A 19,719-nucleotide genomic window follows, 5' to 3' on the forward strand; every position below is an offset into this window, starting at 1 on the left:
AACCGCTCCTTTGAATGCTAATTAAATCGTCTTAACACATTGTTAATCATACTTTGGAAGCGACAATGAAACAACTGTATCTATGTTTTTCAACAGCCATTCTCGATCGGTTTTCTTTTCAACCTTCTCTGCCGCCTGTCTAGCGAGCGCCAGATTTTCGTCACGATGCAGCTCATCCCCCTCGACAGCATACCCTCGTGCCAACGCTTCATAAGCAAAACCCAAATCAAATTGGCCAAGATCGTTTGTCAGGCAAAGCCCTAGTGATTTTTTTGCATGGTAAAGAGCTGGTTCGGATCTGCCCAATAGTGAGTACACACGTGATATTTGCCATTCTCCCCTGGCAAAATGCAAGGGTGTGCCGACTCTTCCCCAATGAAATCGGGAAGCATGTGCGGCGTTCACCATGGCATCGTCCTCCGCTTCACTTCGGTCCGCCTTTTCAATCAAATCCCATGCATAGTTGAACAGATCAATCGCTAGCTTTCGGTTTATCCCCTCGTCTTCAAAGGTTTTCAATTCGGCCATGTCCTCTCATCCTTTCGCAAAATCTTATTCCTGAACGCCCTCGTCAGGTTTATATTCCAGAATATCTCCGGGCTGGCAGTCCAACGCCTTGCAAATCGCCTCCAATGTAGAAAGCCGGATTGCTTTTGCCTTGCCGTTCTTAAGTATTGAAAGGTTCGCCATCGTAATTCCGACCTTCTCAGAAAGTTCGGTTACACTCATTTTCCTTTTTGCCAACATCACATCAATGTTTATGATAATCGCCATTGTTTTCACCTCAGACCGTTAAATCATTTTCTGATTTTATATCAATCGCTTCTTTCAATAGCCTCTGGAGGACAGCAGCGAAGACGGCGATCACCAGGGAGGCGAAAACAGGAACCATTCCCATGATAATAAGGCCGGGGGCATCATCCAGCTCTGCTACGAAATAGACAAATGGCAGAATTGCTGCATACAACCCACTGATCGTCAGCGCGCAGTATTTAATTTTTTTCAAGGCCATTACAGAGAGTTCCGAGAACGCCTCGTTTTTGTCAATAAAGCCTAAAAGCATAAAAGCCTGGTACAATGCCATATAATACGGAATTGTCGACCCATAAACCCCAAAGACAATCGGATACAATATATGGGCATATTCAGGATTTGCCGGATTTTTTGCCAGCCAGAACACCCCAACTACACACAAGGCAAGAACAGGAATACCCATTATAAAAACAGCCATCTTTAAAAAAAGCGTTGAACCCCGTTTCATAAAAAGCACCTCACACAATTAGTATAAATTGATTATAAGTAAACATTTATCGATTTACAATAAATAATTATTGATTTTTATTATCTTTTACAAAAATAAAAAGCATTCCTTCATGACGGAGAAATGCTTATTTGAATCAAATATCCTATCATTTTCCAGGCTATCTTTCGTCCCTGCCCCAAAAATCAAGCCTCTTTCTTTAAGGTAAATGCTACCTGCATCTCTGTTTCTAGATTAAAACAATTGAAAAATCTTATTTATCTAAATTACCCACTTTAATATTTAATGATTGGATATGCCATTTCACTTCCTGAAGCTCTGAGGAAATTAAAAATAACTGGTAAGAACCAAACGCTAATACGATAAGGAAGCAGATTGCCAATATGTAGTTCAGTATCTCCTTCATGATGAACACCTCACAGAAATTTTGAGCACACACAAGATAAAGGTTAATCAATGACAAAAATGATGGGTGGCTGGAAAATTCATTAGCTCACTTATTCTTTTCATTCAATTTCTGAATGACTTGAACAGCTTCCTCGACGGTTGATACATAAAAGATCTCAAAATTTGTTTGCAATTTATTTTGCACGGCTGCTGCTTCTTTGGCGTTTTTATCAGGGACAATCATGTACGGTATGTTGGCTTTCTTAGTGATTTGCATTTTTTCGTAAATATTCCTGACAGGCAATACGTCACCGTTCTTATTGATTGCCCCCGTTACAGCAAACTTTAAATGATTTCGAAAATCGCTTTGCTTCAACCGCCCTGATAATGCAAGGCTAAGGCCAGCGCTATCGCCTGCAATGTCCGGCTGTTTAAAAAAGCTAGTAAGCCATTGGTCTTCTCGCCCTAAATAACGGGTAACGATTCCCTCCATTTGCTGTAAAGGATCAGTTTGCAGATGCAGCCATTTTAATAGTTGCCGGTTTTTACTGCCATAGATGATTTTGTTGCTAACCTCAATCACGGACAAAACATCTACTTGCTGCTTGGTTAGAAGTTTTTCAATTTCCTTTTTGCTTGTGCCATCTGTAATTGCTAATTCATTGACTCCAAGCAAAAAAATTCCGGAGCCTTTCAATGCCTCAGTTGGCTCCTTATATGAGTAGACCAGGTGTGAAGGGGAGATGTAGTACAGAGTTAGCGGGAGCTCATAGAAAAATAGAAGCGAAAGAATGAGCGTTGAAATTGCGATTGTCCTACTCGCTGATTTATTTTTTCGCCGAAGGATAAATGTAATGAACAAGCCCAGTAGGCCTAGCAACAAGCTGCCTGCGAAAATAAACTCATTAATCTTGTCCTGGAGATACAAAATGAGAAATATTAAATAAAAAAGAAGAGTTACTAGACTAGTGATAACTCTCATTTTCAGCATAAATCCGGTTACCCCCGATCACCATTCAGCTTTAACTACCTGAATCTCCTTGTTAATCGAGTCAAGGATACGGATGACTCTGTCCACCTCACGTTTTGTACCGACAGCTTCCTGGCCAATTTGTTCCTTATAAAACATATCTGTCAGTTTTTCGTTATGTTCCTTGATCGCTTCCCCGACAAAATGGATGTCCGTTTCTTTATGGATCTTTCCTGCGCTAATATCCTTTAAGAACTTTTCCATATTCCAAATATGTTGCTCATATATCGTGCGTTCCGTATTTTCCGGGTTCAAAAGAACTCCAAGATTGATGCCGACCTGGTTCAGGCTCCGAATCTCGTTATCAATCGATTTTTTATATAAGGTTTTTTCACGTGCTGTGAAATCCTCATCATAAGCATTCAAAGTTTCGGCGATATCATTTAAATCCTTGGTCAATTGTGTGAAATGAGAAAATATCATTCTTTCTTTTACACTGCTTAAGACAGCCACTTGCTTTTTTTCCTGATTCCATAAGACAAAAAAGCAGGCACCCAATACAAATAACAGGACAACTAAAATAGGCCCCTTCGACATTTTCATGCCTTCTCCCCCTTGCTTCACTGCTTATTCTTTCGTGGTCCTGCCCTCCGTCACATCATCAAAAGGAGTGTAGTGGTTATCTGGGACATTTCTTTTTCTCATCATTTTAAAAAGCGTTATTCCAACAGCCCCAACGACAATCGCCAAAAATAGATATGCCATGTCAGCGCCTCTTTTTTCCAATATTATACACCACGAGAAACCTATTCAGCACGAATATCCTTTTAGAAAAATCCGTGTTTTATCTTTTAAAAATCTTCGCAAAAAAAGAACCCGGCGATTTTCCGGGTTCTCGTTCAGCCTACTCATAAAGGTCCATATAATTATCAGTAACCGTAACATTTTGTTCAGTTAATTTATCGAGCAGCCGGTATTCATTTTGGCTCATCGCGCCTTCATATGGGATAACGATTTCCAAGTCGTCATTCATGACAAAGATGTATTCCTTTAGATACGCAATGTTTTCCCGTTTAGCATAATGCTTCTTTACTTCTTTAAAGCTGTCCCAGTCATATGTGGTGACTTGGTTGAACGTTTCGAGGCGATTGTAGTGGAGGCCGGTATCATCAAAGTAAAAGTAGGTTGTTGCCGCAAATAGGAAAATAGGAATACTGAAGGAAGCGAGCAGCACGGAAAAAAGTCCGAGGTACTTGAAGTCAAATTTCAATTTCATAATTAAATACCCGACCATTACGATTGGAATCCAGGCCATACCGATGGCGAAAGTAATAAAGGCGGACTGGGGTGCAATGAAAAACCAATGTGATTTTGAGAAGAAAAAAAGGTCCTGGATCCAGGAAATGAAAACGATTGGCATGAAGAGGCTGCAGACGAAAAGGATGAGTGCCCAGACAAAGACGACTGGCCCTCGTTCAGTTTGAACTGCAAGATTGCTCATGAAATCCCCCCATTCTCTTTTTGGCAAAAAAGTTCGAAGATAGATTTTGCCATCAACCTTATTTTACCATAAAAGAAAATATTTTACTCGTAAACCCAACTTGCTTTTCTGGCTTACTATGTTCGCTTTTCAGACTGGCCCTTCATGAAATCATAAGCGTTATAGATTTGGAATACACATTTAGAGGGCAATGGAGTTTTCCAGGGAGGGGTTAGGATGGCTGTTGATTTTCAAAAAAGCGCAAGGGATGAGCATTTGTTTTGGCTGCAGATATTGGGGGATCACGCGCGATTCATTCACGAGGCGCTGGCTCCAGTGCAAAAAAGGGAGATTGATAAGGCTTTAGAATTTATCCGGGCATTCGATACCTTACTCGCGCAGGCAAGAACTGCGGATCCAAGGCAACTGGCAATCAGAGCCGAGGATGAGGTGCTTAGGCTGAGGGAATTCAAGCTGAACTTATTGCGCGAACATCTTGTCGGCAAAATTAAGATCCACCTGCCACCGACGTTCATCAACCATATGGTGAATGAACTTGATGAGTACGTACGGATTTTGAAACACGTAAAAGCCGGACAGGTTCCTCCCGTGTACCATGAGGTGCACCATCATCTCCTATGGCTGCTAGACGCCGCAGGACACTCGGGCGCCATTTCCTCTAATTTGGATGAGGTGGAGAAGAATTTAAAGAAGAAAAGCGATTCTTTCATGAAGCAATTTGAGGCCTTTTATCTAAAGGCGGTTGAGATGGCGGGCTATTTAAGGACGAACATAACGGAATTTCCCGCGCTCGCAAAATTCAATTCTGACGCAAAACTGGAAATCATTCTATTTCAGCAATTTCTGGTGGAAATTGAGGAGCTACGGTTGAGCAAGGAAGCTCTCGGCACATTCGCCCCGCTCATGGCAGACCACATGTTCCGTGAAGAGTGCTACTACTTAATGAAGCTCAGCGAAGCCGCAAATCTTGAAAAGCCAAACTGCGATCCGGCAAAACCGAGATTGAAAGAATAAAAGATTTTCATATTTCTTCGGACGATTCGGATTGAGGGTTAGATCTCAATCCTTTTTTTGCGCTCGGTACTCCTGCTGTAACCTTGGGCAGCTTCGGACAGCTCGCCGCTTCAAAAGTGAATCGTTGTCCGAAGGGTACCGGGCTTCGGACAACTTAGCGGCGATTTCCTTGTTTCCTGTCCGAACATCGGCCAACTTCGGACAAATCAGCGGCCTTTTCCTTTATCCTGTCCGAATCCGAATCCGAGTCCTCACAATAAGGATAAGCCAATATCCCACCTAGAAACATAAAAAATGCGTCGAGCTTTTCCGCCCAACGCATTTTTTATTGGAGATAGGAGCCTTTCGTCCCCAGGTTTATCTCCTTGAAAACGCAGCAGCCTAGCGCGACTCCTTCGGCGGCTGGCACACGTCACATTTCCGCTGATGGTTGTTCTTGAATTTCTTGAATGTTCTCTCGAAGTTGTTGCCGCATGCGCATGTAAAAAGCAGCTTTTGCGAAAATCCCTGGTATTCAGTTGTTACAAGTTTGCTTTCCGAGTTTTTTTCAACGAAATTCTGGATTTCGCCAATTGTCCATCGTTTATTCATTTTTCAACACCTCTAAATGGTTCTGTCAGCTAGCCTAATATGTTTACTCTTTGTTAAACCAGAGCTCTTCTTTATCATCGACATCGCCGTTGTAATTAATCAGAATTTCTTCGCCTGGTTTAATATCTTTGTAAGCATAAAAGTCAAACGTATGATTGTCAAAGTTAATTTCATACGTGGCATTCGGTTCGTAGGAATGATTAAATAACATGCCGTAGCCGAGCAGGATTGCGGTATGATTGATCCCGTATTCGAAAGCGTAATCGGCAAGGAGCGTCTGCTCGATATGATGGTGCTGGTCGTTCGGATAAGCAATGACAGGCGCTTCATGCAAAAGCTGACCTTTTTTAATATCACACACTGCAAATACGCCTCGATTGAACTCGCCATTACTCAGTGAAGATGATTTTATTTGGATCATGTTGTTCTCCTAACACGTTTAGAATTTTCTTATTAACTGTAACATTATTTCCCGGTTGGGGCTTGGTTTATTTTTGAAAAAGTATTTCCAAATTATAGCGATTGGTTGTTTTTGCCCAATAAACGATTGATCATGCTTGGAGTAATGGTACCCTTTAGGTCAATCAAATCTGACATTTTCTCCCGGATTATGTAGATGGTTAAACGCCATTTCGACTTGCGATTCAGTCGTCCGCGCGACTGATAACGCGGGCAGTTCGTTTTCGGCAAAAAAACCGACACCGCTTGTTTCAATGCCTTCCTTCGCCTGCCCGCCAATGATTTCACATTGGATAAATATTTTATATGTATAGTAGGGCGAAGGGGGGTGGGGATGGCACTTTTTATCAAGCACTGCGATCAGCTTTACCGGTTTGACGTCGAAGCCCGATTCTTCCTTTACTTCCTTTACCGCCACTTCACTTGGCGTCAGTCCGATATCGCCCCAACCGCCCGGCAGCGACCAGCCGCCATCTGTATTTTCCCTTACAAGCAAAATTTTATTTTCACGGAATACGACGGCCCTGATATCAACCTTCGGAGTCGCATAACCGGTTTCATTGGCAAACAAATCCGCAATCACTATATGATTCATATTTGTATACTGAGCCATGATTTCCACGCTTAATTGCCTTATCTCTTCAAATCTTTCCAGGTCATAAACATCCTTGGAATACGTCAATCCTGCCTGCGCGATAGACTGCAACTGTTTTGCCCATTCAAGCCATTTCGGTTCCATTTGCGCACACCACCTATCCATGATACCTAGATAGTACCATATTTATCTGCAAAACTTGTCGGCATCCCCTTTTTGCAAAAACGGCGGTTATGTAATTAACTCTTTCCCCTCAACAAGGCAAAGCACCCACATGCGCGGGTGCCGCTTAAGCATTATAATCTGAAGAGCCAATTGTTCCCTCTCGGTCCCCGAACGTTTCCGGCAACTGCGTTCGCGTTCTGAACCGGCCTGCAGCGTGGGTTATTGATATCCGGACCGCAATTAAAGGTTTCCTCCACTGTTTCGTTGACTGTCCGCTCTGTTACTGGGTAGAAGTTTTCGTTTCGGACAATGGTCCTGTTCACATTAATGATTTCTGTCGGGAATACACGTTTCACAACGCGGGTGTTGGTTCTTGTATTGACGATTGTTTTTGTAGGATAGACAATGACTTCTTCCACTGGCCCGCGGTGGCAGCCACATTGATTATGACGTTCCATAAAAACACCTCCTCCCTTCCATCCTTGTTGTTACATAGTATTTTATGTACAAACAGTGGCCTTGTCCTAGACAAAAATCACGCTTCTTCCAAAACAAACGTTTGTCCTATAGGGTATACGCCTGGTTAAATTCACTGATTTGTAACTTTTCCAAAAAACCGCTCTTTTTCATGAGCAACATCCATTATATTTTTTTCCCAGGGTGGTACTATTAAAAAAAACAGCGAGGAGTATTCAGCATGAACTATTTATTGCAGGTCGATTTTAAATCGGATGGTCCATTCGGTGAGGAGAAGTTCAAAGAGAAAGAGGAGTTGGCCAATAGCATCAACAATGAGCCAGGCGTCATCTGGAAGATTTGGACGGAGAATGCCGAAACGAAAGAATCTGGCGGAGTGTATTTATTCGAATCCAAAGAGACCGCGGAAAAATATCTAGAAATGCATACAGCCAGGTTAAAGAGCTTCGGCTTTGATAATATCCGCTCGAGAATTTTCGAGGTACACGAAGCGTTATCGCTGATCAATAACGCGCCGATAAAAGGCTAAACGGCAACTTCCCTCATAACCATCAGTGGGGACAGGACAATCCCCACTGATGGATTGTTTACTTTATAAAAAACGGTACTTTGTCCAGCTCATTCCCCTCAGAATCATGGACCATCAAGAAATATTCCCCACTCTTCAAAGATTCATTAAAGCGTGTATAGGATATATCCCCGGTGTCAGTTGATTGAAAGGATGATCCATGCTCAGCTACAGCCCCTTTCTGGGAATGGATGCTGACGCGGATATCTTCACGGCTGCTACGGGTAAGATCATAATAAACGGTTGTGGACATTGGCGTCGTAACGACTTTTTGCAGCATGATGGTTTCATCGTTACTGAGTGTGAGCTGCTTATTCAACTCGATTACTTTTCGCTCTTTCAGCATTTGCGACTGGTTCACTTTCACTTTAAAAGCCCAAGGCTGGTCAATGGCTGTACGATTCCATCGTTCGTACCGAATTTCAATTTCGACATCCTCTGTTGCGATTTCCTTGCCAAGCTCGATATCATTAAAGACGGTGAACATTTCATTATTTAATTCAATTGTTTGGCCGCCTGTTATTTCAGTGGCATCCTGCCCGTTTACCTTTACTGTTGGCGTGATGGCCGTCTGGTAATCGGCGTCGACATTGCTGGCAGGCTCGAATGTGGAACTTAAGATTATCCGTTGGTCATCCACTATCACTTCATTTAACGTCAGCTTTCCAAGCCCGTTTTCGGCCGTGCTTCCGATTTCGGTTTTATAGGAAGAATAATCAAGCTGCTTATTTTCGTTCATATGTTTTTCGATTTTTTCCCCAATGAATGGCATGTTGGCCACTGTTCCTTTATCGACTGTCAAAATGATGCCAAGCATGGCAACCGCAGCGCAAGCGCTAATCGTTCTCCATTTCCTGCCCGGCCTTTTTGGAGAGATGTCCCTTTTCACCCGCTTCAGAACCTTTTTCTTCTCCAATTTTGAAAGTTGAGTTTCCTCAAATTCGCTTAAATCTATTTTTACATCGTTCAGTTCATTGTAAATCGCCATCCGCTCATCCCTCACTTCGCAATAGTATACTTCTCAATTTCCTTCTGCCCCTGGAAAGCTTGTTATGCACCCATGTTTCACGCTCCTGAAGCTCGGAAGCTATCTCCTTCGAAGGTACGCCATGCAAATAATATTTCTCGAATATCGCCCGTTCTACCGCGGGCAGTTCATCGAGCAGGCTTTGCAGGTCAACTCTATCGTGATAGGAATCGTGTGAAGTTGGCATGTCCTCCTCGTATTGGAAGCCGCTAACATATTGCTTTTCCCGCGTGGATTTCCTTACATAGTCAATCGCTTTATATTTGGCAACAGCGGCAATCCAATTTCGAAATTCGTTCTTCTTTGGGTCGAAAGAGTCGATATTGTACCAAATCGCCACAAGCACATCTGCCATGCATTCCTCCGCGTCCCGGCGGTTTCCCTGGAGATATTTTTGGATAATCGCCTTCAGAAGCCCGCCATACTCATCAAGAAGCTGTGACAGGCCGCGCTCATTCTTCAGCTTTATCTGTTCAACCATCTCTTGTTCTTCAACGCTCAACATTCTCCCCCCTTTATCCGTCTTCACCAAGTAATACGGCGCCCGACCGTAAAACCTATCAACTTGGCAAAAATAAAACTTTAATCTTGGCAAATTAAAGCATGAAGAAACCGCCAATTTTTGATCTGCGCTCCTAATTTTTAGATACTATCTAAAATTGGGATGCGCATTTCTTTTGGCGGTTTATTTTGCAAAAAAGATATAATTATTTTCTTTCCTCACAAATCATTAGTACATTCCCATCCAGGTCTTTAAACACAAAGTAAAAATTGTCCTGAATGTCTGTCACGAGTTCAACTTGATTGTTTTTCATAAATTGATAGGAAGCTTGGATATCTTGCGTTACAAACTGAATGGCTGGGGTTTGGTAGGTTGGAATGTTCCCGTTTTCATCTTTCCAATTCGGCATCGTATCCAATAACAGCCCTGCCGTCCCTTCCATTTCCGCAACGAAAATATGATCAAAAAATAGATCTCCGCCTTGCAGGCCAAGTATTCTGCTATACCATTCCTGTGCTTTCTCAAGATTCCTGACAGGGATGAACACGCCTCCGATTCTGTTCTTAATGGGCGATTGAGTTTGAGGATTCTTCACAGTTTACCACCTTTGAAATATAGATTTCTCACTTTTAGTAATTCTCTATTTTGCCATAAATACCTTCTTGCCGTACTTAACTTCATTTACCATTATTTATTCTCGGTCGGATCAGCCTCATGCTCTATTATTTTTCTCTTTATTTATGTGTCCGTTCTCTTCCTCTGTTTCGATCCATTCAACCCAGCTAGCCCGCTCTGCTTTACTCGGCCTTCGCCTTGGCCTTGACCCTGGTTTCACCAGTTGGGCTTCCATTTCCTTTAACCGCAGAAGAACCTCAATCAGCAACCCGCCCAGAATCCCAAAACCAGCCACAAACCCAAATACCCCTAATGCTAACAAAACAACCCCCAAAACCCCCATCAACACCATCAACCTAACCATGCGCATCCGCTCACTCCCCCTTCACCCTAACTATATTAGATAACCATCCACAATTTTCCTGCAAAAAAAGTGTTACCGAAGTAAAGAGACGGTACTAATGTTTCATTCTGTTATCAAAGGACGCTCCGAACTGCCAACATTATTCTTTATATTTTCACTACTCTTATGTGTTTTATGGTGTGGTATACTTAGTTATCTTTTTTGTCGTTTTCAACGGCAGGCCCGTACTCGCTATTGACCCCGCACGGGTAATGTACTGATCAAACCTTAAAGACTCTTATGGGTCTTTTTTTAATTCCATCCCTTAACTATTCCCCTAAAATATATGTATTTTATTTAGAATTCACTAATTATTTGTCAAGTTTTGCCGATATTAAAAAAGAGAACTCCATCTTTCCTCCCATTTAGGATAGATAAGGCACATGTTATACTAAAAACTTACAATATTTGTTTTGGAATTATTTATTTGGATAGGAATTGAGCATATTATGAAAATAATAAAAGAAGCTCCACTTGAAAAAGTGTTGTTAAAAAACATGGAAATTTCACTTCTTGCATCCGGAGACGGTACAGAAGTCATTTTATATAAGCTTTATGAAAATGCATCCTTAGAAATTTCTCCGGCAGAAAATCCGACTAATCTTCTTCATTTGACCATACTATCCGGAAGTCTTGTTATGAAAAATTCTAATGGTGAAGTAGTACTCGAACCCGGTAATTCAGTCCATGCCTGCCCGGTGGGAGAGCATACAGTCTTTACAGCTGTTACAGAAGTTGAACTTTTATATGTAACTTCCCAGCCACATTTCCATATTTACAGGACTATTGTTAAGGATATGATGGATATTGCCGTTTCGGTTGAGAAGAATGATGGATATCCAGGAAACCATTGTGACAAAATTAAAGACTTATCCATTATGCTTGGAAAAGTAGTGGGATTAGATGAGGAAAAACTCTATATTTTAAGTTTGGCAAGCTTTTTGCATGATATTGGGAAATTGAAGGTTCCAAACGAAATTTTAAATAAACCATCATCTTTAACGGATGAAGAATATAACATTATAAAGATGCATACTGTGTGGGGAAGAGAGATTTTAGCAGACACCCATTGTCCAGACCTAATCAAAGCAGGAGAAATTATTGAGCAACATCATGAACGATATGACGGCCTTGGCTACCCTCATCACCTGAAAGGCGATGAGATTAGGATTGAAGCTTCTATTATCGCCGTTGTCGATGCTTATGATGCAATGAGGACAAATCGCGCTTACAGGAAAGGCTTGAGCGTGGATAAAGCGTTCAAAGAATTGTTAATAAATAAAGGTAAAATGTACCATCCAGACGTAGTCGATGCCTTTCTCTTTATAAAAAACAAATTAATCTAGTTAATCCTTAGAAAGAGGCTAGCCAAGATCGGTCAGTCCTTTTAGCATGAGATCTGATTTTCTTACAGAAGGCCCTTTGGGTCTTTTTTTGTTTGGTGAAGTACTAGGACGGTTCCACTGATTCTTCCGGGGTTTGACGGGAGCGCTGGAACCGTCCCCTGCTTCATTTAAACCAGTAATCCTCCTCGAGTTCTTCGCTGCTGTTGAGGAAGTTTGTTTTGCCGTTTGTGGGGTCGTCGTGGATTTTCAGTTGTCCTTTTTGAAGGAGGCTGTGTATTTTTGCTTTGAGCTGCTGCCTTGGCATGATGATGCAATGGTGGAGCAGGAAATTTTCGACATGGACGATGGTCCCTTCTTCGTAGGCGAATGCTTTTAAAATTAGTTGTTCAATTTTCATTTACGTCTATTCCTTTAATTGATCAGCAGAAGCATGGCTTCATTTTTGCCGGCCGCGGTTTCATAGTAGCGGAGCAGGAAGTCGTAGTTTTCAACGAGGTACTCTTTGTCCTCTTCGCTCCAGCGCTTGTTCATTGGGTAAATTTCATGGCGGTTCAGTTCATTCAGGTCAAAGCGTCCCGCCAGCTCCTCGGGTGCCGTCTGCTTTAATTCCTGATAGATTTCCCGGACCTCGTTTGGTTCGAAATACCTGAGCGGCCCGTAGCCCATATCCTCGCCAAGCTCATGGCCGCCAAGAATCGCCCTGCCTATATGTCCGTCGGCCGGCGCGTCAAGGTCGGCTACACCGCTCAGCAGAAAATGAATTCCATGCCATGACTTATCAATATCAAGCTCTTGCTCCTCGATTTCCTCCATTTCGTAAACGAGATCCCCTGCTTCATCGGGATTTGCTTTCAGCACCTTCAGTGTGTCAGCGGAAACCCTGAAAAAACTCGCAATCATACCCATTTGAAACACTCCTTCATTTAATATAACCAGCATAAATCAGACATTTAAGATAATTATGGAAAAGTTCATTGCCAAGGTGGCAATCTTTCTCATCAATGCCATCTAAAACGCACATCTCGTAATAAAGCTTATCACCAATTCCCTGAAGGTGAAAATTGCTCATATGTATGTTGTCTTCACTCTCAAGGATAATGTTGATCCTTTTTCCCGCTTGAATGTCATGCCACATTTGTTGCACTGTGAATTCGAATTCCTCAGGTTCGTTTTGCAAATCTAAAACCATACTGAACAAATCTAATTTTTCCGCCGGTGAATACAGTTCTTGAAGTACATCATGATCGGTTATGACATAATATCTCTTGGCACTTGGCAAACTCTCCTCATCCAAATCCACGAGGCTCACCTGTTCCTCAACCGCCTTATATTTCTTTTTCAAAACAGCCCCAATCTCATCCAACGTATAGCGGCGAGGAAAACCCAACTCCTCATACCTCCGAACAACATCCTTCACAAAATCATCCAAATACACATCAAAACCCATCAAAAACCCTCCTCATAGAAGTGAAGAACGATCCCCCGAGTGAAGCAGGGGAACGGTTCTACTGCTTCTTTCGGGTGTCGAATGAAGCGCTGGAACCGTCCTCATCCCTCCTTATATAGCCAGGGCAGGAGGGGAGGCGTTCCCGCTTCAGGCAGGAAAAAGATAAAAACAAAAAGAGCAATGAGCGGGATGATTAAAAATAAGACAAAGACTACTAACATCCCTGCATTAATTACTTTATCTAATGATTTATTAATCCTGCACTCCCTCCTTTGGGAAACTCGATTATCTCAAGAAATCTTTACACACCAGAACCGAAACTTAACTTAATCAAACCACAAAGAGGGAAAGTATACTATTTTTTATCTTAACATGCCGCAGTGATTCAGCGGGATGTTCCGGCTGCTATTTTCGAGGGAAGTACGGGGACGGTTCCTTTGTAAGATTTTTATTGAAGTTGGAGAAAGTAGTTGTAGGGTTTTTGTTGGATGGAGGATGTTTATGGATTTGCATTCTGGGAGTTTTTTTTGGCGGGCTACGTTTCCCGAGGCACCTGTTTACAAACCGATGGATGAGGATGTTATGTGTGATGTGTTGATTGTTGGCGGGGGCAGTTCGGGGGCACAGTGTGCGTATTATTTTGCCGATAGCGGCCTTGATGTCGTTGTGATTGAGAAAAGCACGGTTGGCAGCGGGACAACGAGTGCAACATCCGCCCTCCTCCAGTATTCGGGCGGAAAGATGTTCAGCAGGCTGGTCAACTCGTTCGGCATCGTTTACGTCACGCGGCATATGCAACATTTGAAAGGTGCCATTGATGAAATCGAGGCTGCCGCGGGCAAGGTTGCGATTGATTTTGACTTTACCCGGCGGGACACGCTTTATTTTGCGAGCAGCCCGGAAGATGTCCGCCCATTGATGGATGAGTATTCGTTCCTGAAGCAGCACGGCTTTCAGGTGGACTTTTTTGCAAAAAGAGACATTGAGGACAGATATCCTTTTAGCAAAGACGCGGCGATTTATTGCCATGAAGACGGCGAGATGAACCCGTTTAAGTTCGCCCACGCGCTGTTGGATTACGTGAGCAGGAAGGGGATCCGCGTTTTTGAGAACACGGAAATGAACGGCCATTATTATGATGATGTCGAAGAGCGGATGGTGATAAGGACGAAGACGGGCCACTTGATCCGTGCACGGCGGGTTATTTTTGCCGCCGGTTATGAAAGCATGGAGATCCGGAAGGAAAAACGCGCTTCATTCGTCAGTACGTTTACGGTCACGACGAAGCCGGTCGCGGACCTTTCATCTTGGTACCGAAGGACGCTCATTTGGGAGACAGCCCGGCCGTATTTGTATCTGCGCACGACTCCAGACGACCGAATCATTATTGGCGGGCTTGATGAAAACACGTTTTTTCCCGAAGAGCGGGACAGCATGATGATTGGCAAAAGGGATAAACTCCTGGAAGAATGCCGAAGGCTGTTTCCGGATATCCAGGTTGAGCCAGACTATTTTCTCGCTGCATTCTATGGACGGACTGTCGACAGCCTGCCGATTATTGGTGTTTACAACGAATTGCCCAGGTGCTACTTCCTATTCGGCTTTGGCGACAGCGGCCTCGTCTACAGCCAAACCCTCGCAAAATTCATCGCCAGCCACATCCTGCACGGCAGCGTTAGCGACCCGGAATTTGAGATGTATCTGCCGAATAGGATGAAATAAGACAGGGGACAGTTTTACTGCTTCATTCGTCACCCTAAAGAAGCGATGGAGCCGCCCCCTGCTTCATTAGGGAGATGCCAACTTTTGGTTATTTATGTTAATATCAGAAAAGCGGAATGTAAATTATTTAGGAGAGTTGGTGGTTTATGGGGCGAATGAAGAGAATTTTAGTTTGGGGAATTGTGGTTGGGTTGTTGCTAGTTAGTTATTATCCGTTGAAGCTTCGCGGGGCGTTAGCGCAGGAGGAAAACCCGATGAGGCACTTGCTTGCAATTATGAAGGTGGATTTCACGACTAGTCAGTATGAGAAGGTTTCGAAGGACGAGTTTGGGAATATTTATATTTCCAACTCCTCGCATCGTCCGTTAAAAGATTACATGCGTCAGCACGGTTGGAAATTTACTGAGCAGTATGGTTCAGGGCTTGAGTTTGAGAAGGATGGGAATAAAACCGTTGTGGTATTGAGGCATTATTCAGGGTTTTATAATCTCTGGCACGTTCCTTTTGAGGTATTAGAATAGACGAGAACCTATTTCCGGCAAAATTGGCAGGCTGCTAGATGGGCAAGCATTTGACCTTTTCAGGGGTGGATGACGTGAGAAAATTAACGACTTTTGTACTTTACCTTTGTTTGAGTTTCATAGTTTTGATGGCGGCTCCGAATGTAAGCTATGCCTGTAAATGTATTGATAAACCTCCTGTAGAGCAGGAGCTGAAGACTTCCAGTGCTGTTTTTTCAGGTAAAGTGATTGAAATCAGGGAAGAAAAGCGGAATGAAGGTGTTGTTGAAAAGGTATTGTTCGAGGTGAATCAGACCTGGAAAGGTCCAGCCGAATCACAGATCATTCTTGAATCCATCCAGTCTTCATGCAGCTTTACCTTTAGGAAAGGAATGGAGTATATTGTATACGCCGTCCCAAATTCGGAGACAAATGACAAAACGGCGTTGACCACAGGGGTTTGCGACCGGACGGCCCTGCTGGAAAATGCGGAAGAAGATTTGAAACTTCTTGGCGATAGCCGCCAACCGACTAAGGAAGTCAATCGTGAGGATGAAATGGACTCCCCCGGGCTTGCGCGGTTATTGTGGATTCCAGGTGCAGGCATTGCTGGCATTGCGGGATTAGGCTATTGGATTTGGCGGAGGAAGAAGTAAAGCGTCACACCCGGTGAAGCCTGGATGGAGCTTGGATGATATGCATGCACGAAGTATAGATGCGGAACAGATGAAAGCAAAACCCCGCATCCCCGAAATTCAAACGAGACACATCATGCATAGCAGAAAATCCGTTCTTTTTAAAAAACGAAAAAAGCCAATCCGCGCTGGTTGGGCGGGATGGCTTTTGACTGGTTTTATGATGGATGGACGGGAAGATAAATTTCGACTTCCTCGGCTCCGTTTTCGGTTGGATGGTAGGTTTCGATTATGTATGCCTCGGTGGCACGGGTGTGGTTGTGGCGCTCTGTCCACTCGAGCAGGGTCTGATGCAGCTGGCCAAGGTCGTTGATGCTTCCTCTTATGGTTGCATACTGGCCCTTGTCTTCGATATATTCCATGCCATCGGGAACATCACTGGGTGCTTCGCTGACATGCAGCCCAACGTAGTAGTGGCCGTTCAGGTGATCATGACCCTTTTTCTGCTCAAAAAATCCAACTTCTATATTAATGTGGTCCTGTATTTCTTTTGCACGGCTCATAACCTGCCCTGCGAGTGAGGGGACTTCTGTTGCAAAATCGGCGAAAGCGCCGCTGCCTTTCAGGCCAACCGCCTTGAATTGTTTCTCGATTATTTTACAGTCCATTTCGTTTCTCCCTCTTCTATATCTCTATTTCACATTCTTTTCGGACGCTTGTCTGCCATTCTTCCTTCTTTTTTCAAAATAAACTAGACCGTAATAGGCTGCCCAGAAGGCCAAAGCCACGAGGATGGCATTGTGCTTTTGGCCGGGAGGCAGCATTTTTAAGAGGAAGAAGCCGAGAATGACGAAAGGCGGCAGCAGCAAAAAGTATTTTTTCCAATCCATCGTCTTACCCCTTCCGGTTCGTCGGCAAGTCAGTTTTTCTGCCGGAACGTTTCCATTGTTACCTAACTATTCTGCAAATAGTAGAAAATACCTTTTTTCTCGTCCTATGCCTCGCAAAAAAAAAGAAGCAGCTGCCGCCGCTTCATTTCAAGTTTACTTTTATCTCTTTGTTGATGTATTGGGTTTTTGAATAGCCGTGAATTTGGATTGCATCGGGGATAAACTTTTGATTTTGCCCGGAAGCAGCTAATTCGATTTGATGCTCTGTCGAGTAAAAGATTGGTTCTTCAAGTTCATCTATCCGGGGCATGTAGTCGGCCGCATTATATTTCATTCCATATTTATCGACAAAATAACCGTCAATCATTACGCCGGTTGAGAAATCTCCCTCTTTTGAAAGGAACTCATAATCGAGCATTTCGTATTCTCTGTTTGCCTGCAGATCTTCCTTCATGACCATTTTTGTGTGCGGGCCGAATTCCAACTTTTTTATCGTAATTTTGTTGCCTTGATATTCAAAAGAGAACGGCAACTGTATATCTTCCCCAAGAGCAATCTTCTTCTCGTCCTCAATCTGATATTGAATTGACCCAATCTTTATTTTGACAGAGGTCGGGTTTTCAAGATACAAGGAATCAAACGATGCCTGCTCCGTCCCCCAACCGTTATCCTCGCTTTGAGAAAAAGTGACTCCTCCAAACAAATCACTCTTCGCTACTTTCCCATTCGCTTCAACGCTGGCAATTTTAATATATCCGAGGTTTTTGCCGGAATTACCGTCCTGGTAACGGTATGTCAGCAGCGTTGCCGTTGGTGCAATCGTCAGCTTTTCAAAAACAATCGAAATTCCATCGACATTTGCCTTCACATTCAGCTTGTGCTCAATCGCGCGATGCTTTTTCACCGGAATTTTAAAATCCCAGCTGCCTTCAAGCTGGTCTGCCTTGTTTGATGCATCTGGACCGTTTTCGGCATCGGCACCATTTTCTGTTTCAGACGGATCCTTTACTTCCTCAAGAAGGCCGATGTTCACATCAAGCAGGGCCTGCTTGTTTTTTATTGGGGCCAGTTGAAGCTTCCCTTTATATACTCCTTCCCGGTCCGAATAAAGGTTCATCTGGCTTCTTACCGGTGAATAATCCGGATCGTCTTCTATTTTCCAGTGCTTCTCCTGGTCCTCGAAGGTAATGCCATCACTGTATTTTATCTGATACTTTTTGCCGCCAACCTTATTCTCCACCTCGTAATAAATGATGGTTTGAAGGTCGTCCGCCGCAACGCTTTTAATTTTTATTTTGACATTATTCTGTTCCGCGGTTAAATTCAATTCCTCACCGAGGCCTTTATCGATGATTCCTTTCATTTGCTCGTCTTCCTGATGGCTGAAATTTTTCCACCAGTCCGTTAGCGACGCAAAACCGCCATTCGCAACAGCCGTTCCAACAAAGAATGTGAGGAAAAGAGCGGCAGCTCCCGCAAGCAGTGCGTTGGCTTTGAAGAATTTTCTCTTTTTGGCTTCGGACACCCTAACTTTTTTCCTGACATTTTTCATGAAATTAGCTGGTACTGTAATCGTTTCGGCTTCATTCTTGAGAGTTGAAATCATCGCTTTAAGTTCGGACATTTCATCCTGGCAGCCAGGGCATCCCGCAAAATGGTTTTCCAACTCGGTTCGCATCTTCTCATCCAGATTCCCGTCCATATAATCGAGGAATAAATCCTTTACGTCATGACAAAGCATGGTCTTCGCCACCTCCGATTTCTTTTCTAAGGATAATAAGGCCACGGTAAAGCCTTGATTTTACCGTCCCAACCGGCAGGTTCAGCGCGGCCGCGATTTCTTCCTGGGCATATCCTTTCAAGTATTTGAGGATGACGACTTCCCGGTATTTTTCCTCGAGCTGATGCAATGCATCAAGCATGTCTATGTTGGCCTCACGGTCTATGTAGCCGCCCGCCGATGTTGCTGATATTTGGTGGTCTGCTGCCATTTGGTGCTCTTGGGCTTCCTGCTGTATCCGGCTATTTTTGCGATAAAAATCCCGGCATTCATTAATAAAAATAGAAGTAACCCACGTCTCAAAATAGTTATCCTCGCGGAGCTGGTGAATTTTATCGTGCACCTTGATGACCGTATTATGAAAAACATCCTCGATATCATGATGATTCTTTAAATACGCCCACCCGATCCGATAATACTTCTCCTTCCGGGCATCAAACCAATCCAGCACAGCCGCCATATCTCTCTTCTTAATCTTCTTTACAATAATGGCATCCTTTATCGCCGCAATCACAACCGCCAACTCCCCCTTCTCCGAACGGTTACGTAAATTAGAGCGAACCGACTGGGAAAAAGTTCCCGCCAATTGGCCAATTATTTTTTTTTTGCTTTTGGACAAGACTTTGTTATCCTAGATTGTTGATTTCCACTCCGGGGACATGCTTTCCGCGGGGCGGACCGTGGAGCCTCCTCGGCGTCATAGACGCCTGTGGGGTCTCCACGTGCCGCTTCATCCCGCCGGAGTCAGTCCCCTCCGTTACAATCAACTTCTTGAAAATCAACACTCAACTTTAAATGAGCATTGGACAAAGAAAAAGTGAGCACGGGGACAGTTCCGCTGCTTCGTTCTGTAGAATGAATCGG

Annotated in this window: 28 protein-coding genes; 6 read left to right on the forward strand and 22 right to left on the reverse strand. The window is 43.5% G+C overall.

The features are described 5' to 3' along the window. Positions 1 to 42 precede the first annotated feature (42 nt). The 7 genes from BN1002_RS17780 to BN1002_RS17805 form a co-directional block, all read right to left on the reverse strand. Entirely contained in the window at positions 43 to 528 is a 486-nt protein-coding gene (locus BN1002_RS17780) for a hypothetical protein (RefSeq protein WP_048826851.1), read from the reverse strand. 24 nt (positions 529 to 552) lie between these two features. Beyond that, positions 553 to 774 carry a helix-turn-helix domain-containing protein gene (locus tag BN1002_RS17785; RefSeq protein WP_048826852.1) on the reverse strand — a complete coding sequence of 74 codons (222 nt, stop codon included), beginning with the start codon at positions 772 to 774 and terminating at the stop codon, positions 553 to 555. 10 nt (positions 775 to 784) lie between these two features. Then, positions 785 to 1,261 carry a DUF2975 domain-containing protein gene (locus BN1002_RS17790; protein ID WP_048826853.1) on the reverse strand — a complete coding sequence of 159 codons (477 nt, stop codon included), beginning with the start codon at positions 1,259 to 1,261 and terminating at the stop codon, positions 785 to 787. Between the two features lie 493 nt (positions 1,262 to 1,754). Continuing rightward, a complete protein-coding gene (locus tag BN1002_RS24115) occupies positions 1,755 to 2,324 on the reverse strand; it encodes a S16 family serine protease (protein WP_197072817.1) in 570 nt (189 codons plus the stop codon). Positions 2,325 to 2,657: 333 nt separating this feature from the next. Then, entirely contained in the window at positions 2,658 to 3,221 is a 564-nt protein-coding gene (locus BN1002_RS17800) for a hypothetical protein (protein ID WP_048826855.1), read from the reverse strand. Positions 3,222 to 3,245: 24 nt separating this feature from the next. Beyond that, entirely contained in the window at positions 3,246 to 3,383 is a 138-nt protein-coding gene (locus BN1002_RS23875; protein ID WP_148362814.1) for a DUF3951 domain-containing protein, read from the reverse strand. Between the two features lie 139 nt (positions 3,384 to 3,522). Next, a complete protein-coding gene (locus BN1002_RS17805; RefSeq protein ID WP_048826856.1) occupies positions 3,523 to 4,119 on the reverse strand; it encodes a hypothetical protein in 597 nt (198 codons plus the stop codon). Positions 4,120 to 4,335: 216 nt separating this feature from the next. Between BN1002_RS17805 and BN1002_RS17810 the strand changes: the two genes are divergently transcribed. Continuing rightward, the gene (locus BN1002_RS17810; protein ID WP_048826857.1) at positions 4,336 to 5,133 is read left to right on the forward strand and encodes a DUF2935 domain-containing protein; all 798 of its coding nucleotides are present in this window, start codon (positions 4,336 to 4,338) and stop codon (positions 5,131 to 5,133) included. Positions 5,134 to 5,514: 381 nt separating this feature from the next. On the opposite strand, the gene BN1002_RS17815 is transcribed toward BN1002_RS17810, so the two are convergent. The 4 genes from BN1002_RS17815 to BN1002_RS17830 form a co-directional block, all read right to left on the reverse strand. Next, a complete protein-coding gene (locus tag BN1002_RS17815; protein ID WP_048826858.1) occupies positions 5,515 to 5,724 on the reverse strand; it encodes a hypothetical protein in 210 nt (69 codons plus the stop codon). A gap of 43 nt (positions 5,725 to 5,767) precedes the next feature. Further along, positions 5,768 to 6,145, reverse strand: a complete 378-nt coding sequence (locus tag BN1002_RS17820) for an SET domain-containing protein (protein ID WP_048826859.1) — start codon at positions 6,143 to 6,145, stop codon at positions 5,768 to 5,770. 159 nt (positions 6,146 to 6,304) lie between these two features. Beyond that, positions 6,305 to 6,922 carry an NUDIX hydrolase gene (locus BN1002_RS17825; RefSeq protein ID WP_048826860.1) on the reverse strand — a complete coding sequence of 206 codons (618 nt, stop codon included), beginning with the start codon at positions 6,920 to 6,922 and terminating at the stop codon, positions 6,305 to 6,307. Between the two features lie 152 nt (positions 6,923 to 7,074). Further along, positions 7,075 to 7,401, reverse strand: coding sequence for a CotD family spore coat protein (locus BN1002_RS17830; RefSeq protein WP_082036293.1), 327 nt, complete (start codon positions 7,399 to 7,401; stop codon positions 7,075 to 7,077). A gap of 239 nt (positions 7,402 to 7,640) precedes the next feature. Between BN1002_RS17830 and BN1002_RS17835 the strand changes: the two genes are divergently transcribed. Beyond that, positions 7,641 to 7,949, forward strand: a complete 309-nt coding sequence (locus tag BN1002_RS17835) for a monooxygenase (RefSeq protein ID WP_048826861.1) — start codon at positions 7,641 to 7,643, stop codon at positions 7,947 to 7,949. 58 nt (positions 7,950 to 8,007) lie between these two features. Here BN1002_RS17835 and BN1002_RS17840 read toward each other — a convergent pair whose 3' ends face one another. From BN1002_RS17840 to BN1002_RS17855, 4 genes are all read right to left on the reverse strand, one after another. Next, positions 8,008 to 8,976, reverse strand: a complete 969-nt coding sequence (locus BN1002_RS17840; RefSeq protein WP_048826862.1) for a DUF4179 domain-containing protein — start codon at positions 8,974 to 8,976, stop codon at positions 8,008 to 8,010. Positions 8,977 to 8,980: 4 nt separating this feature from the next. Continuing rightward, positions 8,981 to 9,520, reverse strand: coding sequence for a sigma-70 family RNA polymerase sigma factor (locus BN1002_RS17845; protein ID WP_231575055.1), 540 nt, complete (start codon positions 9,518 to 9,520; stop codon positions 8,981 to 8,983). Between the two features lie 202 nt (positions 9,521 to 9,722). Next, complete coding sequence (locus BN1002_RS17850; RefSeq protein ID WP_048826864.1) at positions 9,723 to 10,112, reverse strand: VOC family protein; 390 nt, start codon at positions 10,110 to 10,112, stop codon at positions 9,723 to 9,725. Between the two features lie 117 nt (positions 10,113 to 10,229). Next, positions 10,230 to 10,502: a hypothetical protein gene (locus BN1002_RS17855; RefSeq protein ID WP_048826865.1), complete on the reverse strand. Its 273-nt coding sequence runs from the start codon at positions 10,500 to 10,502 to the stop codon at positions 10,230 to 10,232. A 482-nt stretch (positions 10,503 to 10,984) separates the two neighbouring features. On the opposite strand from BN1002_RS17855, the gene BN1002_RS17860 reads away from it, so the two are divergent. Beyond that, a complete protein-coding gene (locus BN1002_RS17860; protein ID WP_048826866.1) occupies positions 10,985 to 11,881 on the forward strand; it encodes an HD-GYP domain-containing protein in 897 nt (298 codons plus the stop codon). A gap of 163 nt (positions 11,882 to 12,044) precedes the next feature. Here BN1002_RS17860 and BN1002_RS17865 read toward each other — a convergent pair whose 3' ends face one another. From BN1002_RS17865 to BN1002_RS17875, 3 genes are read right to left on the reverse strand one after another with little or no spacing between them, the layout of a single operon-like run. Further along, positions 12,045 to 12,278, reverse strand: a complete 234-nt coding sequence (locus BN1002_RS17865; protein WP_048826867.1) for a hypothetical protein — start codon at positions 12,276 to 12,278, stop codon at positions 12,045 to 12,047. 14 nt (positions 12,279 to 12,292) lie between these two features. Then, on the reverse strand, positions 12,293 to 12,787 hold the full coding sequence (locus tag BN1002_RS17870; RefSeq protein ID WP_048826868.1) for a YfbM family protein: 495 nt from the start codon (positions 12,785 to 12,787) through the stop codon (positions 12,293 to 12,295). A 13-nt stretch (positions 12,788 to 12,800) separates the two neighbouring features. Then, positions 12,801 to 13,328, reverse strand: a complete 528-nt coding sequence (locus BN1002_RS17875) for a hypothetical protein (RefSeq protein ID WP_048826869.1) — start codon at positions 13,326 to 13,328, stop codon at positions 12,801 to 12,803. 501 nt (positions 13,329 to 13,829) lie between these two features. On the opposite strand from BN1002_RS17875, the gene BN1002_RS17880 reads away from it, so the two are divergent. The 3 genes from BN1002_RS17880 (at position 13,830) to BN1002_RS17890 (ending at position 16,206) form a co-directional block, all read left to right on the forward strand. Next, a complete protein-coding gene (locus BN1002_RS17880; protein WP_048826870.1) occupies positions 13,830 to 15,050 on the forward strand; it encodes an NAD(P)/FAD-dependent oxidoreductase in 1,221 nt (406 codons plus the stop codon). A 146-nt stretch (positions 15,051 to 15,196) separates the two neighbouring features. Beyond that, positions 15,197 to 15,571: a hypothetical protein gene (locus BN1002_RS17885; RefSeq protein ID WP_048826871.1), complete on the forward strand. Its 375-nt coding sequence runs from the start codon at positions 15,197 to 15,199 to the stop codon at positions 15,569 to 15,571. 38 nt (positions 15,572 to 15,609) lie between these two features. Continuing rightward, on the forward strand, positions 15,610 to 16,206 hold the full coding sequence (locus tag BN1002_RS17890) for a hypothetical protein (protein WP_048826872.1): 597 nt from the start codon (positions 15,610 to 15,612) through the stop codon (positions 16,204 to 16,206). 197 nt (positions 16,207 to 16,403) lie between these two features. Here the strand turns inward: BN1002_RS17890 and BN1002_RS17895 are convergent, their stop codons facing one another. From BN1002_RS17895 to BN1002_RS17910, 4 genes are all read right to left on the reverse strand, one after another. Next, on the reverse strand, positions 16,404 to 16,853 hold the full coding sequence (locus BN1002_RS17895; RefSeq protein WP_048826873.1) for a GyrI-like domain-containing protein: 450 nt from the start codon (positions 16,851 to 16,853) through the stop codon (positions 16,404 to 16,406). Positions 16,854 to 16,877: 24 nt separating this feature from the next. Then, complete coding sequence (locus BN1002_RS17900; RefSeq protein ID WP_048826874.1) at positions 16,878 to 17,075, reverse strand: hypothetical protein; 198 nt, start codon at positions 17,073 to 17,075, stop codon at positions 16,878 to 16,880. 142 nt (positions 17,076 to 17,217) lie between these two features. After that, positions 17,218 to 18,816: a DUF5643 domain-containing protein gene (locus tag BN1002_RS17905; protein ID WP_048826875.1), complete on the reverse strand. Its 1,599-nt coding sequence runs from the start codon at positions 18,814 to 18,816 to the stop codon at positions 17,218 to 17,220. Next, the gene (locus BN1002_RS17910) at positions 18,803 to 19,369 is read right to left on the reverse strand and encodes an RNA polymerase sigma factor (protein ID WP_048828049.1); all 567 of its coding nucleotides are present in this window, start codon (positions 19,367 to 19,369) and stop codon (positions 18,803 to 18,805) included. Before BN1002_RS17910 ends, BN1002_RS17905 begins: the two co-directional genes overlap by 14 nt. Positions 19,370 to 19,719: the final 350 nt, after the last annotated feature.

Origin of the sequence: Bacillus sp. B-jedd (assembly GCF_000821085.1) — a bacterium.
GTDB lineage: Bacteria > Bacillota > Bacilli > Bacillales > Cytobacillaceae > Bacillus_D.

Excerpts from the sequence above, each read along its gene's own strand:
- BN1002_RS17780 (WP_048826851.1), bottom strand. The coding sequence starts at position 528 with ATGGCCGAATTGAAAACCTTTGAAGACGAGGGGATAAACCGAAAGCTA.
- BN1002_RS17785 (WP_048826852.1), bottom strand. The coding sequence starts at position 774 with ATGGCGATTATCATAAACATTGATGTGATGTTGGCAAAAAGGAAAATG.
- BN1002_RS17790 (WP_048826853.1), bottom strand. The coding sequence starts at position 1,261 with ATGAAACGGGGTTCAACGCTTTTTTTAAAGATGGCTGTTTTTATAATG.
- BN1002_RS17800 (WP_048826855.1), bottom strand. The coding sequence starts at position 3,221 with ATGAAAATGTCGAAGGGGCCTATTTTAGTTGTCCTGTTATTTGTATTG.
- BN1002_RS23875 (WP_148362814.1), bottom strand. The coding sequence starts at position 3,383 with ATGGCATATCTATTTTTGGCGATTGTCGTTGGGGCTGTTGGAATAACG.
- BN1002_RS17805 (WP_048826856.1), bottom strand. The coding sequence starts at position 4,119 with ATGAGCAATCTTGCAGTTCAAACTGAACGAGGGCCAGTCGTCTTTGTC.
- BN1002_RS17810 (WP_048826857.1), top strand. The coding sequence starts at position 4,336 with ATGGCTGTTGATTTTCAAAAAAGCGCAAGGGATGAGCATTTGTTTTGG.
- BN1002_RS17815 (WP_048826858.1), bottom strand. The coding sequence starts at position 5,724 with ATGAATAAACGATGGACAATTGGCGAAATCCAGAATTTCGTTGAAAAA.
- BN1002_RS17820 (WP_048826859.1), bottom strand. The coding sequence starts at position 6,145 with ATGATCCAAATAAAATCATCTTCACTGAGTAATGGCGAGTTCAATCGA.
- BN1002_RS17825 (WP_048826860.1), bottom strand. The coding sequence starts at position 6,922 with ATGGAACCGAAATGGCTTGAATGGGCAAAACAGTTGCAGTCTATCGCG.
- BN1002_RS17830 (WP_082036293.1), bottom strand. The coding sequence starts at position 7,401 with ATGGAACGTCATAATCAATGTGGCTGCCACCGCGGGCCAGTGGAAGAA.
- BN1002_RS17835 (WP_048826861.1), top strand. The coding sequence starts at position 7,641 with ATGAACTATTTATTGCAGGTCGATTTTAAATCGGATGGTCCATTCGGT.
- BN1002_RS17840 (WP_048826862.1), bottom strand. The coding sequence starts at position 8,976 with ATGGCGATTTACAATGAACTGAACGATGTAAAAATAGATTTAAGCGAA.
- BN1002_RS17845 (WP_231575055.1), bottom strand. The coding sequence starts at position 9,520 with ATGTTGAGCGTTGAAGAACAAGAGATGGTTGAACAGATAAAGCTGAAG.
- BN1002_RS17855 (WP_048826865.1), bottom strand. The coding sequence starts at position 10,502 with ATGCGCATGGTTAGGTTGATGGTGTTGATGGGGGTTTTGGGGGTTGTT.
- BN1002_RS17860 (WP_048826866.1), top strand. The coding sequence starts at position 10,985 with ATGAAAATAATAAAAGAAGCTCCACTTGAAAAAGTGTTGTTAAAAAAC.
- BN1002_RS17865 (WP_048826867.1), bottom strand. The coding sequence starts at position 12,278 with ATGAAAATTGAACAACTAATTTTAAAAGCATTCGCCTACGAAGAAGGG.
- BN1002_RS17870 (WP_048826868.1), bottom strand. The coding sequence starts at position 12,787 with ATGGGTATGATTGCGAGTTTTTTCAGGGTTTCCGCTGACACACTGAAG.
- BN1002_RS17875 (WP_048826869.1), bottom strand. The coding sequence starts at position 13,328 with ATGGGTTTTGATGTGTATTTGGATGATTTTGTGAAGGATGTTGTTCGG.
- BN1002_RS17880 (WP_048826870.1), top strand. The coding sequence starts at position 13,830 with ATGGATTTGCATTCTGGGAGTTTTTTTTGGCGGGCTACGTTTCCCGAG.
- BN1002_RS17885 (WP_048826871.1), top strand. The coding sequence starts at position 15,197 with ATGGGGCGAATGAAGAGAATTTTAGTTTGGGGAATTGTGGTTGGGTTG.
- BN1002_RS17890 (WP_048826872.1), top strand. The coding sequence starts at position 15,610 with ATGGGCAAGCATTTGACCTTTTCAGGGGTGGATGACGTGAGAAAATTA.
- BN1002_RS17895 (WP_048826873.1), bottom strand. The coding sequence starts at position 16,853 with ATGGACTGTAAAATAATCGAGAAACAATTCAAGGCGGTTGGCCTGAAA.
- BN1002_RS17900 (WP_048826874.1), bottom strand. The coding sequence starts at position 17,075 with ATGGATTGGAAAAAATACTTTTTGCTGCTGCCGCCTTTCGTCATTCTC.
- BN1002_RS17905 (WP_048826875.1), bottom strand. The coding sequence starts at position 18,816 with ATGCTTTGTCATGACGTAAAGGATTTATTCCTCGATTATATGGACGGG.